Genomic DNA, 16,040 nt, shown 5'->3' with positions numbered 1-16,040 from the left:
GTCAAATGGAATTCAAAAAGAATGTCGCGCGTGTTCACGGTTATGCCGAGATCCTTCGCGCCCCCCTCTGTCCTGCCGGACATCTCCCCCACAAGGGGGGAGATCGGCGGTTATCCAGGCTTTCGCCAATCGCCAACGTCTCATAAATGAGCGCCGCGCCCGAAGCTGCCAATCTCCCCCAAGTGGGGGAGATGTCCGGCAGGACAGAGGGGGGCGCTGTCCCGCCAGCATCAAAAAGGTCCTGCACCGACGTGACGTCCGAAAAGCCTCCGACCTGTCAGAGGCACCCCTGCCGGGGACTAAAGATACCGTGCGACCTTCTTGCCGACCCTCAGGAAGCGCAGCGGGTCGATGGCCTCGCTATTGTGGCGGATCTCGTAATGCAGATGCGGACCGGTCGAGCGGCCGCTGCTGCCGGTCTTGCCGATGACGTCGCCGGCATTGAGCCTCCTGCCGACGGTCACGTCGATTTTGCTGAGATGCCCATAGCGCGTCGCAAAGCCATTGCCATGGTCGACCTCGACCATGCGGCCGTAGCCGCCGTTCCAGCCGGCCTTGACGACGACGCCGGGCGCCGTGACCTTGGCGGGCATTCCGGTCGGCGCCCTGAAATCCATCCCCGAATGCAGCGCGGCGGTGCCGAGGAGCGGATCGGTGCGCACGCCGAACGGGCTGGTGACCGAGCGGCCGGGCGCGGGGTTGGCGAGCGGCAGCCGTCGCGCCTCCGTCTTCAGCCGGTCGAGCGCGTCCAGCGCCTCGTCGAGTTCCCTTACCTTGCTGTCGAACGTCATCGAACTGTCGAGTGGTATCAGCGGACCGCCGGCATCGCTCTTGCCGAAATCGCCGTCGACCGGCAGGCCAGCCGCCTCGAGCGCCTGAGAAATCGCATCGGCGTTTTTGTAGGCGTTGTCGGCAAGCGTGGCGATGCGGGTGATCTGCTGGCTCTCTATGGCCTTGAGCGCGGCGTTGATCGACACAAACAGCCTGTCGGCACGATCGGCCGCCGTGTCGCTCGGCAGCGGATCGGAGCGGGTCGCCCACAGCGAGAACGGCCTGGCATCGCCAGCGCCAAGGTTGGCGCCGAGGCTGGCAACCGCATAGGCCTGTAGCGGGGCGTCGATCACGTCGGCGCGTTTATCCGGGGCGCGTTTATCCGGCATGGCGGACGCGCCGCTGCCTGCGGCAGGCGGCGTTCCGACGTCGCTCTCGGCGCGTTCGAGGAGCGGGCCGAGGCGGCCATGGCGCAGGCTGAGCTGGGTCTGTCGTTCCAGCAACTCGCCAACTTTGGTTTCCATGAGCTGCTGGTCGAGCAACTGACGGCTGGTGATCCGGTCGACCTGGGCGCGCAGTGCGGAGATGCGGTCCTCATAGGCCTGCTGCATGCGCGCCTGCCGTGCCGTGGTCGCGCCGATCAGGTCGTCGCGCAGCACGAGATAGGAGGTCGCCAGCAGATAGCCTATCGCCATCGCCGCCAGCGCCGAGCCGCAAAATGCGGCAAGCCACGGCCGTATGGTGAAATGCCTGATCTCGTTGCCCCGGGCGATAATGACCGTGTGGGGCTCATTGCGCCTGCCAAAGACCGTTGACTGACTGGCTACGTTCACAGGACCAAGCTTTCGTTACGACACCAACGACAAGCCCGATTACACATCATTAAGGTTAACGGTCGGTTGCTGGCGCCCAGCTTGCAGCCCATGGGTTGCAGCCGGATTGCTTCGGCGCCCGTGCTTCACACGGGTTCAGGCCACAGCCGAAATTGACGTCCCGAAATCGACGTCAAAGCGCGCGCACGGCCTCCAGCACCGCCTCGGCATGGCCTTTGACGCGAACGTTTCGCCAGATCCGGGCGATCCGTCCGTCGCTGCCGATCAGGAACGTTGCGCGCTCGACGCCCATATAGCGGCGGCCATAGAGCTGCTTCTCGACCCACAGATGATAGGCTTCGATCACCTTGCGCTCCTCGTCGGCGACGAGGTCGACGGTCAGATCGTATTTCGACTTGAATTTGTCGTGTTTTCGGACACTGTCCGGCGACAGGCCGATCACGACAGCGCCGAGCTTTTCGAATTCCGGCTTCAACTGCGAAAAGCCGATCGCCTCATTGGTGCAGCCGGTGGTGTCGTCCTGCGGATAGAAGTAAAGCACGACCGGCTTTCCCAGCAATGACGCGAGGCTGAGCGATCCGCCGCCGTCGCGGGGAAGGTCGAACTGCGGCGCAACGTCGCCGACGTCGAGATCAGCCATATCGATGCCCTTGTTTGTGGTTACGCGCGAAGCCTCATCGATATATTGTCGCACCGGGAGTCGTCCACGGTCGAGTTCGTTCAACGGAAAATTGTGTGGATCAGGAGCAGCCGCAGCACGAGAAGATCAGATTCAGGCGTGATGAAATCACCGACCTGGGGGCCTTCCCGTCCGCGTGCCGCATACCGCCGCTCGGCCAGGGCCGCGGCGTTGGTATTCTTGCGCGGCTGTTTGCCGGCTTTTTGGCGCTTGTGCTGCTGGCCACCGCCGCTGTGTATGCGATCGGCATGTCCGGCTTCGGCGCCGAGCGGCTGCGGGCCGAAGCGGAAACGGCCATCGAGAAATTGGCCGGCGTCGACGTCGACGTTGCGGTCGGGCCGGCCCGTCTCACGCTCGACGGATCGAGCTTCATTGCGCTGCAGGTCAGCGACGTCAGCCTCAAGACCGCCGACGGCAAGCCGATGGCCGATGCCGGGCGTGTCCGCTTCGGCGTAAGGCTGATACCGCTGCTTTCGGGCGAGGTGCGGCTTACCAGTGCCAGGATTTCCGACGCGCGCATCGTGATGTCGGCGCTGCCGTCGGGTGGCGACTGGACGGCGGCGCTGCGCAATGACGACGGCCTCATCGATCCGGACAGGCTGGCCGCCATGGTCTTTGCCAGCATCGGTCACGCGCTCGATGCGGTGCGCGAGGAGCAGATGCGCCGGATCGAGCTGCGCAATGTCGACCTCGTTCCGTCCGAGGCCGGGTTGGTCAAACTGGTCAGGATCGCGGATGCCACCGTTGCGCAGTCGGGGCCGGGCGGCATGGAGTTTTCATCCGACGCGGCTGTCGACGGCAGGGCACTCACCATCGCCGCCTCAGCCAGCCGTGATACGACGACGCGGCGCGTGACGGCGTTGGATGCCAGCGTCGAGATAGCGCAGCTTGACCAGGCTGCCGCAGCGCCGGGCGGGACGCTTGGCGCGATTGCCTTGAAGCTGGCGGGATCGGAAAGATCCGGCGAGAACGCGTCGCGGCTGACGGCCTCGTTGTCGTTCGCCGGTGCCGTGCTCGATCTTGGCACGCGTGGCTCGCTTCCAGCCGACGTCGATCTCGCTGCGACGCTTGTCGCCGGCGCCAACAAGGTCCAGGTGGACCGGCTGCAAGTGAGGACCGGTCGCTCGACATTCGAGTTCGCCGGTTCGATCGGGCCGAAGCCGGCGACTGGAACAGTGGGCGAGGAGCCGTCCTATCGCTACGACCTGACCAGCGACGGCTCGACGCTGGCGCCTTCGGAATCCTCCGAACCCGCGCTCGATTTCATCGCCCGGGTGGCCGGCGTCTACCAGACCCGCAGCCGCAAGCTGGTGGCCGAGCAGATCGGGATCAGGTCCGGGTCCGCCAGCGAGGCGCTGGGCACGGCTTCGGTCGAGTTCGCCAGGGGAAAGGTGCCGGGCATATCTGTAGCCTTCAACGTCCACGACATGCCGGTCTCGCATGTCAAGCAGTTTTGGCCCTGGTTTTCGGCGCGAAACGCTCGCCTGTGGGTGCTGAAAAACCTGTTCGGCGGCCGCGTCGTCGACGCGAGCCTGCAGTTCCAGGTCGTGCCCGGGCGCCTTGGCAACGGGATCCCGCTTTCGTCAGATGAGATATTCGGCCGTTTCCAGATCGAAGGATCGCGCTTCGATACAGCCGGTCACATTCCGCCGATACGCGATGCCGTCGGCGTCGTCGAATTCCACGGCAATGACGTCGACATCGCCTTGTCCTCGGGCAACGTCTATATGGCCAGCGGCCGCACGGTCGCGGCAAGCAACGGCACGATGACGGTCCAGGCGGCGAACCGCCCGCCGGTGATCGGCGCGCTCGATATCGATGTTGCCGGGGAGGCGTCCGCGATCGCCGAGCTCGCCTCCTACGAGCCGATCAATGCCATGCGCCATGTCGGCCTGCTGCCGGACGACCTGTCCGGCACGGTGACCGGCCACGTCAAGGCGGATATTCCGCTACAGCGCGGCGTCGACAGCTCGAAACTCGATTGGCTGGTGACGCTCGATTACAAAGACCTGTCGCTGGGCAAGCCGTTCGAAGACCAGATTGTGACGGACGCGGATGGTTCGATCACGGTCGAACGCGAGAAGGCGGTGATATCAGCCAAGGCGCTGCTCAACGGTATTCCAGCCGAACTCGACCTGATCGAGCCGCTCAGGGATGGCGGGCCGCCGCGCAGCCGGAAAGTGGCGCTGATGCTCGACGACAAGATACGTGCCGCCGCCATGCCTGGCCTGTCGGAGCTGCTTTCCGGAACCGTCAAGGTTGAGATCGACAAGAGCGGCACGGGCAACCAGACTGTTTCGGCGGACCTGACCAATGCCAGGCTGGACATTCCCTGGGCAGGCTGGAGCAAGGGCCCCGGCATTCCAGCCAATGTCACATTTGCCATGGCCAAATCCGGCGACACCACGACGCTGTCCGACTTCGACCTGAATGGAAAGACCTTTTCGATCGATGGCGGCGTGGTGCTGGTCAAAGGCGCCCTGTCCTCGGCGCGGTTCAGCAACGTCAAGCTGAACCGGGGAGACGACGTTGCCGTTTCGGTGAAACGATCGGGCAAGGGATACGCGATCGACATCAGCGGCAGCGCGCTGGACGCGCGCTCGCTGATCAAGCAATTCACGTCCGATGTCGACACCGCCACCAAGGCCACGGGCTCCGACGCGATTTCGGTCAGCGCCGACGTCAATTCGCTGACCGGCTTCCACAACGAGACGCTGTCGAACCTGAAGCTCGACTACAGCGCCGCCGGCTCGAGGGTGAATGGGCTCAAGGTGAGCGCCACGGCAAGTTCGGGTGCTGCCATCAGCATCAGCAATACGACCGGCGCCGGCAAGCGCGCCCTCAACGTGCGGTCGGCCGACGCCGGCGCAATCCTGCGGTTCCTCAACATCTACGAGCATATGGAGGGCGGCTCGATCACCCTGGCGCTCGCCGGGGCAAGCGATGGGCCGATGAAGGGCCAGGTCGACTCGCATGATTTCTTCGTGGTCAACGAGCCGAAACTCGCCTCGCTCGTATCGACGACGCCGGCCGGTGACAGCCGCAGCCTCAACGAAGCCGTCAAAGCCAATATCGACACCTCGAGAGTGAAGTTCGAGCGCGGCTTTTCCGAGATCGAAAAGGGCGCCGGCTATCTGAAGCTGGCTAATGGCGTGCTGCGCGGCCCGCGCATCGGCACCACCTTCCAGGGCACGCTCTATGACCGGAACAACAACATGGACATGACCGGCACCTTCATGCCGGTCTACGGCCTCAACCGCATTTTTGGCGAACTGCCGCTGTTCGGCGCGTTGCTCGGCAATGGCCGCGATCGCGGGCTGATCGGCGTGACCTACCGGCTCAGGGGCAATGCCAACAAGCCCAAACTGGACGTCAATCCGCTGTCGGTGATCGCGCCCGGAATTTTCAGGTCGATCTTCGAGTACCGGTAAGGTCAAAACCCAATCACTTCGAGCGACCGAGACTTGACCCTAAGTGGATCGCCCCGGCCGAATTCACGCCCATGACCCCTGGACGAAGCCGCTCGCGCGCCATTGCCGCGCGAGCGGCCTCGTCCTTGGGTGGGGGGCGGTCTTTTTTGCCTGTCCCCGATTGGATCCGGTTCGTAGTTACCGGCTGGCTACAGGTTGGCAATACCGGCTTTCAGCAGTCCCTCGCGGACGTGCTGCACATCAGACTTCTGGGCATAGTGCAGGGTGGCGATAAATGAACCGAGGTCGAACTGGGGATCGAGCGTTTTGATCTTGCGCAGATGCGCCGCGGCCGCGATTTCGTCGCCGAGCCAGCCGTAGCAGGCAGCGGCGAAAGCGTGCTGAACCGAGTCCATGGTTGACAGATGCATGAAAGCTTCGATCGCCTCGCCATACTGGCGCGCGGCGAAATGCGCCTTTCCCAGATGGCTCCAGAACCTCTCCGGGTGGTGCGGGTTCAACTGCATTGCCTTGCGGATCCATTCAATTCCCTCTTCCGGCCTTCCCAGCCACGTCAACAACTCGCCTTGCTGCACCACCACGAGGTCGTAATTGGGATTGAGGGCGAGGGCGCGCTCTTGATGGTAGCGTGCTGTGGTCAGCTCATTGTTGTTGACGTTCACTGCGGCGAGGATGCGGTGGACATCGGCATCGTTGTCGTCCAGCGCCAGCGCCCTGTCCAGCGCTGCCATGATGTCGTTCCAGACGGCATCCCTGTCTTTGCACCAGTCATGGACCCAGGCCTGGCCAAGAATGCAGGCCCGCCAGGCATGGCCATGGGCATAATCGGGGTCGAGCGCGACGGCCCTGCCTATCAAGATTTGCGCGCGTTCATTATCCTCAATCGTGCCTCGGTGATGCAGCACTTTGGCAGCAAGAACACATTCATACGCGGCCATGTTTGCAGGTTTCGCCCGCGCGAGCTGGTCCCGCTGAGCCGCCTCGACACGACCGGGCAGCGTGGCTGCGATCGCCGCGGTTACCTCATCCTGAATCGCGAATATGTCGTCCAGCTTCCGGTCGTATTTGTCTGCCCAAATATGAGCGTCATTCGCCGTGTCGATGAGCTGAACCGTCACGCGCACCCTGTCGCCGATCTTGCGAACGCTTCCCTCCACCAGGTACTGGACGTCGAGTTTCTCGGCCACCTCGCGCACATTCACGGCGCGGTTCTTGTAGACGAAGCTGGAATTGCGCGAGATGACGAACAGCTCATGGTGGCGGGACAGTTCGGTGATGATGTCCTCGGTCAGACCGTCCGCGAAAAATTCCTGCTCGGGGTCGCCGCTCATGTTGTTGAATGGCAGCACCACTATCGAAGGTTTCGAGATGGATCGCTTTGCCTCGACTTCTGGCAGGACATGACTGTCAAACCCAACGCGATAGAGGCGAACCGGGCGGCTGATGTTCTTTAACGTCTTCTCGCCCAAATCCTCCATGGCGATTTCGAGACGGTCGGCAATTTGGGTCGCCACCGCTGCGGTCACGCAGATACCGCCGACGTCGGCGAGTTGCTCGATGCGCGAGGCGATATTGACGCCGTCGCCGAAAATGTCGTCATCGTCGAAAATGATGTCGCCGAGATTTATGCCGATCCTGAATTCGATACGCCGTTCTTGCGGCACATCCGAATTGCGCCGTTTCATGCGCTGTTGGATTTCCACGGCGCATTTCACGGCATCGGTCACGCTCTGGAACTCAACGAGCATGCCGTCTCCGGTGGTCTTGATGATCCGGCCCTTGTTCTTCGCGATGGCGGGATCGACCAGTTCTATGCGATGGGTCCGAAGGCGTGCGAGCGTGCCGGATTCGTCGGCCTCCATTAGCCGACTGTAGCCCGCCATATCGGCAGCCAGAATTGCGGCTAGCCTCTGTTCCATCGCCTGAACCAAAAACCAAGCCTATCCTTCCTGGGCTGCCAAATCCAGCAATTTGGGCATGTGGCTGATCAAGGGCGCCGGCAATCTGAAGCGGGCTAATGGCGTGCTGCGCGGCCCTCGGATCGGCACCACCGTCCAGGGCACGCTCTCACGCTCTTGACCATGCGGGATGGACTGCCGCTCTCCGGCAAGAGCGGGTTCCTCCGCACTAAGCAGCTATTGCGCGATGGTCGATGTCGTCGAAGCGCGGATGACATACTTTCGAATGTGTCGGAACTGGGTCGCAACGAAGTCGCGATTGAGCCAGCTAACGCAGCGTCATTCAATCAGTTTTACCACGCGAACCGCTCTGTCGTTCCAGCCAGAAAATGCTTGAAAAGCCGGCCGCGCACGATGTTCCACGCAAAAATGGGAGTGAGCGGATGTCCATAACAGGCACCCGGAGTGTAGACTCCGGCGTATTTTGGCCGGCTGTCATCATAGCTGGCGGCTTTGTGCTTTGGGGCGGCCTCGCTCCTGACAGTCTCGCCACAGTGGCGACAGCGACTTTGAATACGATCATCAAGACATTCGGCTGGATGTTTGTCGTTTCGACGGCGTTCTTCCTGATGTTCGCTGTTTTCCTGGCGGTTGGCAGGTTCGGCAAGATCAAGCTCGGGCGAGATGACGAAAAGCCTGAATTTTCGACCGTATCATGGGTCTGCATGATGTTCAGCGTCGGGATGGGCATCGGCCTGATGTTTTGGGGAGTGGCCGAACCGGTCTTCCATTTTGGCGCGCCACCGCACGGAATGGCGGAGCCGCAGTCAAGGGAGGCCGCGGTCGTGGCAATGCAATACGCCTATTTCCATTGGGCGCTGCACCCGTGGGCGATCTACGCGGTTGTCGGATTGGCGCTTGCGTACTTCAGCTACAGGCGCAACCTGCCGACTTTGATGTCGAGTGCCTTCCAGCCTCTGCTCGGCAACCGCATCCACGGCCCGATCGGCCGGGCGATCGACGTCCTCGCAATCATAGCGACACTGTTTGGAACGGCCACTTCGTTGGGACTTGGCGCTCAGCAGATCAACAGCGGAATGAACTTCCTCTGGAATACCGGCGAGTCCGCAACAATTGCACTGACGATTATCGCGGCATTGACCGTTCTATTCATCCTGTCGGCGGTTTCCGGGGTCGGCAAGGGCGTGCAATTCCTGAGCAACCTGAACATGGTCATTGCTCTGCTGCTCCTGCTCTTTCTGGCGATCATTGGACCGACCGTGTTCATATTCGACACGCTAATCGAATCGCTTGGCTACTACCTCAGCGACCTGGTCTCGATGTCGTTCCGCACGGCAGCATTCAGCGACGGAAAGTGGCTTGGCAGCTGGACCATCTTCTATTGGGCCTGGTGGATATCCTGGGCTCCCTTTGTCGGCGTCTTCATAGCTCGGATCTCTCGGGGCCGCACGATCCGCGAGTTTATCGTTGGCGTGCTGCTCATCCCCAGCGCTGTTACCTTCTTTTGGTTCACCGTCATGGGCGGAACTGCGCTTCACTCGGAACTGATGGGATTGGGCGGTCTTGTCGAAGCCGTCAACGAAAAGGGCGCTCCAGTATCGCTGTTCGCGCTTCTAGCCCAATATCCGGCCACCACGCTGACATCGACCCTTGCGATGTTCCTGGTTGCAATATTCTTCGTTTCGGGAGCTGACGCGGCTTCCGTTGTCATGGGAATGCTCTCTTCGCGCGGAACTCTTCACCCAAGGCCGGGGATCGTGGTTCTGTGGGGCATTTTGGCCGGAGCCTCCGCTTGTGTCTTGCTGGTGATGGGTGGCTTGGCTGGGCTCCAGACCGCATCCATTGTCGCGGCCGCGCCGTTCCTCCTCGTGATGGTTGGGTTATGTGTGTCGCTGTGGATGGGACTTCTCGATGATATCGAAGTCCATGGGCGGTTTAACGAATTGGAGGCTGCTCCCGGGGTCCCGACGCAGCCGGTGTGAACTCCGAAAGCAACAAAGTTGCGCGGGCTTGTTCCGCGCAACTTTTGGTAGCAAGATGCGAGTTCGATACGCGCTGTCCACACATGGCGCGTCCGAGCCGGCCGGTCAGACCGGCCGCACCAGAACGTGTTTTTTCTTGCCGAGCGACAGCTTTACGACCTGTTCCGGACCTAGATCCTCAAGCGTCACCAACCGGCGATCGTCGGACACGGACTGGTCGTTCAGCCGCACGGCGCCGCCCTGGATGTGTCGCCGCGCCTCGCCGTTGGACGCGGCAAGCCCGTGATGGCGAGCGAGGACGGACGCGTGGTCGGCGTCCATCGCAATACCGGGGAGCGCAACGGCAAACGGCTGGATGTGCTCTGTTGCATTGTCTTCGACATCAAGAATGGCAAGGTGATTGACGGCCGGGAGCACTTCTACGACCTCTACGCCTGGGATGCGTTCTGGGCTTAGCCTCGCGAGTTATCGGGCGGCACGCGAGACTGCCCCGGGGTCCGGCCCGGATGGGTCAGCTCAGGGGCGCTACTTGCTCGTTGGGACGAGACCAACGACCGCTTCCCACACCCTAACCCGTCCTTTTTCAGCCTTATCATGAATGTCGCGCAGGCTTGTAAATCAGACATTGCGCTGGAGCGGTTCGAGCGCTCCAGTTAATTCGAGCATCTGATAGCCGGCCAAGAGTGTGATCAGAGATCCGCAACCCAAGAGCGTCCTTTCCCGCAATGCCTTGACCATCTATCCCGACAGCGGTGCCGCAATAACGCCTCCAGCGATCAGGCCGGCGACCGAAGTTGGGTAGCCGCAGAATCCGCCGGCGTGCTCCCAACGGCCGGTAAAACAGAATGCATTGGTTTAAAGGGCGGCCATGGGCACTTCCGCGAGATTGCTCCCAGCGGTTGTCGGTGCTAAATTTGGTAGAAGCTGCCGCACTGATGTGTCCGAGTGCGCCGCCTGCCGCCGCCGATGCGTTCTTAGAGTGGCCTAAAGAGGTGGCAGGGTTTGGAGACCGGGACGATGAGCTTGACGCGCCGCGATGTGTTGATCGCCGGGAGTGTGGGGTTTGCCGGGGTCGCGCTCTTCTCGCCGCGGAGCGCGCGTGCGAACGATGAAGCGTTGGATCTCATCGAGCAGCTCACCGGACGGACGGCCACGGTGTCGGATCGCCTTCACCTGATAATGCCGACGGACTTCCCGACCGGCTACACCGTGCCCATGACTCTTTACATCGACAGCCCCATGACCGAGGCCGACCATGTAAGGCAGATGCGCGTGTTCGCGCCGCGGAACCCGCTCATCGAAGTGGCCAGTTTCCACTTCGCCCCGCAACGCAGTCTGCCCCGCGTGTCGACGCGCATCCGGCTTGCCAAACCGCAACACGTCGTCGCTGTCGCTGAAATGAATGACGGCATTTTGCTGATGACCACGACGTGGGTCCGTGTCGCCACGGATGGCTGTGCCTGAGGATCGGAGAGAGACTGTGACCACCGCGACACCACGCGTGATCGTGCCAAACGCTGCGGCGAAGGGGGAGATTTTTCAGGTCAAGACCATTATCAGCCATGAGATGGAAACGGGGCTACGCCATGATGATCAAGGCAATGTAATCCCGCGCAAGATCATCAACAAGTTTGTCTGTCGCTACAACGAAACTGTGGTGTTCAGTGTCGATCTTCACGAGGCGATTTCGGCCAACCCGTTCTTCGAATTTTCCTTGCGCGCGACGGAGAGCGGCCGGCTCGATTTTGTCTGGGAAGAAGACGGGGGTGGTGTCTATATGTTGTCGCACCAGTTCACGGTCGGTTGAGGTATCGACGCAATCGAGCTGCGCGAATCACAGCGTGACAAGTTGAGTGGGAGCGTGACCGGAAAACTGCGAAACAGAAGGGTATTCAGCATGCGCCCCGTCGCGAGATCTGCGATTGCCACGGGCCTCGTGCTGCTCTTCAGCCAATTCGGCGCGGCGGCGGGGCCCGATCAAGGCGCTCAACTCGCCGCAATCTGTGCGTCCTGCCATCGTCTCGATGGCGGCGGCACAGGCATTCCCAGCATCATCGGGCTTGGTGAGGAGAGGCTTACCAACGCCCTGCTTGCCTACCGGGCGAGCGAGAGTCCAAATCACATCATGCACGTTATCGCGCTGTCGCTCAGCGACGAGGAGATCGCGAGCGTCGCGCGCTATGTCGCAGCGCAGGGAAGTAACCCGCGATGAAATCCTGGACTCGTCGCGAGTTCGGCCGCCTCACCGGAGCAGCGTTGTTAACGGCGCTCAACCAGCCGAAGGCGCGGGGCAAGGCCAAGGCGCGTGTCGTCGTGATCGGCGGCGGCATCGGCGGCGCAACGGTCGCCAGATATCTCGCCGCCAGCGCCACGGCTATCGAGGTGACCCTGGTTGAACCGCGGCAGAGCTACGCGACCTGTTTCTTCAGCAATCTCTATCTCGCCGGGCTGCGCCCGTTCGAATCGCTCAGTCATGGTTATGAAGCGCTGGCAAAACAAAATGGTATCATCGTCATTCATGAGTCCGCCGCGGCGATTCACCCGGCGGCGAAAACCGTTGCGCTCAACAACGGTTCAAAGCTCAGCTACGACCGTCTCGTTGTTGCGCCAGGCATCGCATTCAGGGATCGGGCGCTTAAGGGCTATGACGAAGCGGCGATGGAGATCATGCCGCACGCCTGGAATGCAGGACCGCAAAGCAAGCTGCTGCGCCGGCAACTGGAAAGCATGGAGGACGGCGGGCTGTTCGTGCTCGTTGCTCCGCCGAATCCGTTTCGCTGCCCGCCCGCCCCCTACGAGCGCGCTTCCCTCGTCGCATCCTATTTCCAGCGCCGCAAACCCAAGGCCAAAATTCTGATCCTCGATGCGAAAGACAGCTTCAACGCGCAGGACCTGTTCCAGGACGCTTGGAACCGCCACTATCCGGGAATGATCGAATGGCTACCGGCTCAGTTCACCGGCGGGGTCACGGCAATCGACGCGAAGACCCGGTCGGTGATCACCGCGGGAGCTACATTCAAGGCCGCGGTGGCCAATGTCATCCCGGCGCAAATGGCCGGGCGCTTGGCGCAGCAGGCGGGGCTCGCCAATCGGTCGGGCTGGTGTCCGGTCGATCCGGTCACCTTCGAATCGGCGCTGCAGCCCGGCGTCCATCTGGTCGGTGACGCGATCATCGGCGGGGATATGCCGAAATCCGCGTTCTGCGCCAACAGCCAGGCCAAAGCCTGCGCCTTTGCCATCGCGGCCGATCTCACTGGATCAGCGCGTTTCCCGGCGCATTTGTTCAACACCTGCTACACCTATCTCGCCCCCGACGATGCGTTCAGCAACGCCATCAGCTTCAAGCCCGTCGACGGGAAGCTCAAGAGCGTCATCAGCTTCGTCAGCAAGGTCGAGGAAAGCTCCGAGGTCCGCCGGCAGGCTGCGCGCGCGGCGGAAGGCTGGTATGACGCCTTCACGCACGACGTGTTTGGCTGAAACGAAACTCAACTCCGCTCGACGGCCGGGCCGGCCATTGCGGAAATGCCGGCGCCATCGTGGGTACGCTGCGACTTGGTGCCGGATCGTTGCTCCGGGATCAGCGCTGGAACAGGATCGGGCAGCCGCTCCAGCCGCAGCGAATTCACCACCACGAGAATGCTCGAGCCGGCCATGACCGCCGCCGCAAGGATTGGCTGCAGAAGTCCGAATGTTGCGAACGTCAGGGCGACGAGGTTATAGCCGAACGCCCACATAAGGTTGGTCAAGATGGTCCTGCGGACCGCACGGGCCACGTCGACGATCCAGGGCAGCATCCACAATCCGTCCGCAGGCAGCACGAGCGCTGCAGTCTCGCGGGCGAGATCGGTGGCTGAGCCGACGGCAATACCGACATCTGCGGCGGCCAGGACCGGCCCGTCATTCAGTCCATCGCCGACCATCGCCACCGAACCGTGGTCATGGCGGAGCCGATCCAGGGCCAGCCGTTTGGCCTCCGGCGAAAGGCCCGCTTGGACGTCCTTGATCCCGACCAGAGCCGCGATCCGCTCCGCCGCTTGCGCCAAGTCGCCGGTCAACAGCGTGGCGTCGAGCCCGCGCTCACGCAGGGCCGCGATCGCGGCATGCGCCTCGGGAAGCGGTGAATCATCGAGCGACAGCACGGCGTGAACCTGCTCGCCCCAACCGACATAGACCACCGAATAACCGCTCGCCTCCAGCGACCGCGCACGCTCAGTCAGCGACGGGGGAAGCGGCCAGCCCAGATCATTCATCAATCTGCCGTTCCCTGCCGCTACGGGCCGGCCTTCGGCGCTGCCGCGGACGCCACGGCCGGGAACCGTCCGGACATCGCGGGTGACGAGCGGCGTGATGCCGCGCTGAGCGGCGGCTGCCGCGATGGCCCGCGCCAGACCATGCTCGGAAAGTCGCTCCAGACCGGCGGCGCGCGCCAGCACTTCGTCGATGCCGACCTCCTGGCAGTCGACGCCGACGAGACGCGCTTTGCCCGCCGTCAGAGTGCCGGTCTTGTCGAAGGCGAGCAACCGGACACGCGCGAGGGTCTCAAGCACGCCGGGGTCGCGGACAAGGCAGCCGTGCCGTGCCAACCGGCCGATGCCGAGTGATGTCGCCATCGGAGCAGCGAGGCCGACGGCACAAGGACAGGCAACCACCAGTACCGAGAGGCCAATCAGCAACGCCCGATCGAACGGCAATGACTGCGCCCAGTAAACGATCGTCAGCCCGCCGAGGGCGAGGACGAGCGGCACGGACACGCCAACGACGCGATCGGCAAGACGCTGGGTTGGACTGCGACGGCCCAGCGCTTCGCGCACCGACCGGCAAATCCGCGCCCAGCGGGTTGCAGTTCCGTCACCGCTGCTTTGGATCAGGAGCGGACCGTCGATATTGATACTGCCGGCAATCACCTTGGAGCCGGCGCCCTTGGTCACTTGCCGGCTTTCTCCGGTAATCACGGCTTCATCGGTGTTCGATTCCCCTTCGACAACCACGCCGTCGACCGGAATGCGCTCGCCTGGCCGGACCCGCACCAGCATGCCGGCCGACACCTCCCGCACCGGACGGCGGATCTCTGCCGCGCCATCGATCACGGTCGCGCTCTCGCCTTCTGCGGCCAGAAGAGGTTCGAGGTCGCGCGCCGCCCTGGCGCGGCCAACAGCCTCGAGATAGCGGCCAACGGTGAACAGCATCAGCACCATCACGGCGGTGTCGAAATAGACATGCGTGCTGCCCTCGAACACGGCAAATGCCGAATAGAGGTAAGCGGCAGCGACGCCAAGCACGATGAGTGCCGACGACGTCACTCGTCCCTGAATACCATTGAGCCACATTTCGCGCAGATAGGGTCCGCCGAGAATCACCACCGCCGGCGTCGCGAAGATCCAGAGCAAAAGGTGGATCCACGGCAGCACGCCCGCATCGACGCCGGTGAACGCGTCCGAATAGAGGAGGAGGCTGAACATCATGATATTCATGGAGAGAAAGCCTCCCACGCCGAGCTGGATCAGAAGCCAGGCGGCTTCCCACTCTTCGTGTCTGCCGCTCTTCACCTGAAAGGCGATGCAACAGCCGTAGCAGCAGAATGCGCAAGCCTCACCGTTGAGCCTGCGCTCCATCGGGCGCAGGCCGACGGGCAGCGAACAATGGCTACAGAGGATATCGCCATGCGCAGTCATGCAGGATGTCCGCCCAGCCAGGCAAGGCCGATATGCGCGTCAGAAGGCAGGAGACCACGGCCGAGCGTGATGAGACCGAGCAAAAGAATAAAGCCGCCAGCCAGCCGCACGCCGCGCCGCCGCCAGGCTGGCCCTAGTATCCGGCCAACGCCGCCCATCATCAACATCGCGGGGAAGGTTCCCAGTCCGAACCATGCCATGACGAGAAGCCCGGGAAGCGCTCCGGCGGTGCTCGCCGCCTGGGCGGCGAAGGCATAGACCAGGGGACATGGCAGGAAGCCGTTGAAAACGCCAAAGGCAAGCGGTGCTGCGCTGCTCCCGGCGGTCAACAGACCGCGCAGAGACAATGCAAATGTGCTGCCGCCAAATCCGATCGCAAGACGATGGAAGACCTGCAGCAAGCCGAAGAACTGCAACGCCATGGCAATCATGAGCAGGCCAGCGACGATTGCGAGAATTCGTTGGGCGGTGTCGAGGGAGCCGTTCAAGAGCGGCGCCGCCGTTAGACCTTGCGTGGTGCAGATGACCTGACCGATCGCACCCGCGAGCCCGCCCAGAAAGCAATAGGTTGTCAATCGGCCGGTATTATAGAGCAGGTGGCGAAGGACGGTTGCGCCTCCGCCTCGCTGATCGCGGCCCAGCGCGCAGGCAAAGCCGCCGCACATGCCGATGCAATGAAAGCTGCCTGCAAATCCAGCGGCGAAGATCACGAGGTAGTAGATCATTGGCGTTTTCGCAGCGCCGCGTCCGCGT

12 protein-coding genes and 1 pseudogene are annotated in these 16,040 nt (G+C 62.6%); 6 read left to right on the top strand and 7 right to left on the bottom strand.

The features are described from left to right. Positions 1 to 299 precede the first annotated feature (299 nt). On the bottom strand, positions 300 to 1,604 hold the full coding sequence (locus AC0L3O_RS06005) for a M23 family metallopeptidase (RefSeq protein WP_473615087.1): 1,305 nt from the start codon (positions 1,602 to 1,604) through the stop codon (positions 300 to 302). Between the two features lie 172 nt (positions 1,605 to 1,776). Further along, a complete protein-coding gene (locus AC0L3O_RS06000; RefSeq protein WP_027155758.1) occupies positions 1,777 to 2,244 on the bottom strand; it encodes a peroxiredoxin in 468 nt (155 codons plus the stop codon). A gap of 95 nt (positions 2,245 to 2,339) precedes the next feature. On the opposite strand from AC0L3O_RS06000, the gene AC0L3O_RS05995 reads away from it, so the two are divergent. Then, positions 2,340 to 5,714: a hypothetical protein gene (locus AC0L3O_RS05995; protein ID WP_473615086.1), complete on the top strand. Its 3,375-nt coding sequence runs from the start codon at positions 2,340 to 2,342 to the stop codon at positions 5,712 to 5,714. 188 nt (positions 5,715 to 5,902) lie between these two features. Here the strand turns inward: AC0L3O_RS05995 and AC0L3O_RS05990 are convergent, their stop codons facing one another. Continuing rightward, complete coding sequence (locus AC0L3O_RS05990; RefSeq protein WP_473615084.1) at positions 5,903 to 7,633, bottom strand: adenylate/guanylate cyclase domain-containing protein; 1,731 nt, start codon at positions 7,631 to 7,633, stop codon at positions 5,903 to 5,905. Between the two features lie 422 nt (positions 7,634 to 8,055). Here AC0L3O_RS05990 and AC0L3O_RS05985 point away from each other — a divergent pair, with 422 nt between their 5' ends. Then, a complete protein-coding gene (locus AC0L3O_RS05985) occupies positions 8,056 to 9,615 on the top strand; it encodes a BCCT family transporter (protein ID WP_473615083.1) in 1,560 nt (519 codons plus the stop codon). 105 nt (positions 9,616 to 9,720) lie between these two features. Here AC0L3O_RS05985 and AC0L3O_RS05980 read toward each other — a convergent pair whose 3' ends face one another. Both AC0L3O_RS05980 and AC0L3O_RS05975 read right to left on the bottom strand, forming a co-directional pair. Beyond that, positions 9,721 to 10,032, bottom strand: a complete 312-nt coding sequence (locus tag AC0L3O_RS05980) for a hypothetical protein (protein ID WP_473615082.1) — start codon at positions 10,030 to 10,032, stop codon at positions 9,721 to 9,723. A 201-nt stretch (positions 10,033 to 10,233) separates the two neighbouring features. Continuing rightward, a pseudogene (locus AC0L3O_RS05975) lies at positions 10,234 to 10,464 on the bottom strand (sulfite exporter TauE/SafE family protein); the annotation flags it as partial. 168 nt (positions 10,465 to 10,632) lie between these two features. On the opposite strand from AC0L3O_RS05975, the gene AC0L3O_RS05970 reads away from it, so the two are divergent. From AC0L3O_RS05970 to AC0L3O_RS05955, 4 genes are read left to right on the top strand one after another with little or no spacing between them, the layout of a single operon-like run. Next, positions 10,633 to 11,079 carry a thiosulfate oxidation carrier protein SoxY gene (locus tag AC0L3O_RS05970; RefSeq protein WP_473534562.1) on the top strand — a complete coding sequence of 149 codons (447 nt, stop codon included), beginning with the start codon at positions 10,633 to 10,635 and terminating at the stop codon, positions 11,077 to 11,079. Between the two features lie 16 nt (positions 11,080 to 11,095). After that, on the top strand, positions 11,096 to 11,422 hold the full coding sequence (gene soxZ / locus AC0L3O_RS05965) for a thiosulfate oxidation carrier complex protein SoxZ (protein WP_287237484.1): 327 nt from the start codon (positions 11,096 to 11,098) through the stop codon (positions 11,420 to 11,422). Positions 11,423 to 11,476: 54 nt separating this feature from the next. After that, complete coding sequence (locus AC0L3O_RS05960) at positions 11,477 to 11,827, top strand: c-type cytochrome (RefSeq protein ID WP_473534561.1); 351 nt, start codon at positions 11,477 to 11,479, stop codon at positions 11,825 to 11,827. Continuing rightward, on the top strand, positions 11,824 to 13,092 hold the full coding sequence (locus tag AC0L3O_RS05955) for an NAD(P)/FAD-dependent oxidoreductase (protein WP_473615080.1): 1,269 nt from the start codon (positions 11,824 to 11,826) through the stop codon (positions 13,090 to 13,092). The genes AC0L3O_RS05960 and AC0L3O_RS05955 overlap by 4 nt, the downstream gene beginning before the upstream one ends. An 8-nt stretch (positions 13,093 to 13,100) precedes the next feature. Here AC0L3O_RS05955 and AC0L3O_RS05950 read toward each other — a convergent pair whose 3' ends face one another. Further along, complete coding sequence (locus tag AC0L3O_RS05950; protein ID WP_245268708.1) at positions 13,101 to 15,287, bottom strand: heavy metal translocating P-type ATPase; 2,187 nt, start codon at positions 15,285 to 15,287, stop codon at positions 13,101 to 13,103. Further along, positions 15,284 to 16,012 (bottom strand): sulfite exporter TauE/SafE family protein, encoded by a 729-nt coding sequence (locus AC0L3O_RS05945; protein WP_287177028.1) that lies wholly within the window; start codon positions 16,010 to 16,012, stop codon positions 15,284 to 15,286. Before AC0L3O_RS05945 ends, AC0L3O_RS05950 begins: the two co-directional genes overlap by 4 nt. Positions 16,013 to 16,040: the final 28 nt, after the last annotated feature.

The organism is Mesorhizobium sp. WSM4810 (genome assembly GCF_055811235.1).
The sequence above is the reverse complement of the archived record's forward strand: the minus strand, read 5'-3'. Positions and strand labels throughout refer to the sequence as shown.

Coding starts and splice junctions, on each gene's coding strand:
- AC0L3O_RS06000 (WP_027155758.1), bottom strand. CDS start 2,244: ATGGCTGATCTCGACGTCGGCGACGTTGCGCCGCAGTTCGACCTTCCC.
- AC0L3O_RS05990 (WP_473615084.1), bottom strand. CDS start 7,633: ATGGAACAGAGGCTAGCCGCAATTCTGGCTGCCGATATGGCGGGCTAC.
- AC0L3O_RS05985 (WP_473615083.1), top strand. CDS start 8,056: ATGTCCATAACAGGCACCCGGAGTGTAGACTCCGGCGTATTTTGGCCG.
- AC0L3O_RS05970 (WP_473534562.1), top strand. CDS start 10,633: ATGAGCTTGACGCGCCGCGATGTGTTGATCGCCGGGAGTGTGGGGTTT.
- AC0L3O_RS05955 (WP_473615080.1), top strand. CDS start 11,824: ATGAAATCCTGGACTCGTCGCGAGTTCGGCCGCCTCACCGGAGCAGCG.
- AC0L3O_RS05950 (WP_245268708.1), bottom strand. CDS start 15,287: ATGACTGCGCATGGCGATATCCTCTGTAGCCATTGTTCGCTGCCCGTC.
- AC0L3O_RS05945 (WP_287177028.1), bottom strand. CDS start 16,012: ATGATCTACTACCTCGTGATCTTCGCCGCTGGATTTGCAGGCAGCTTT.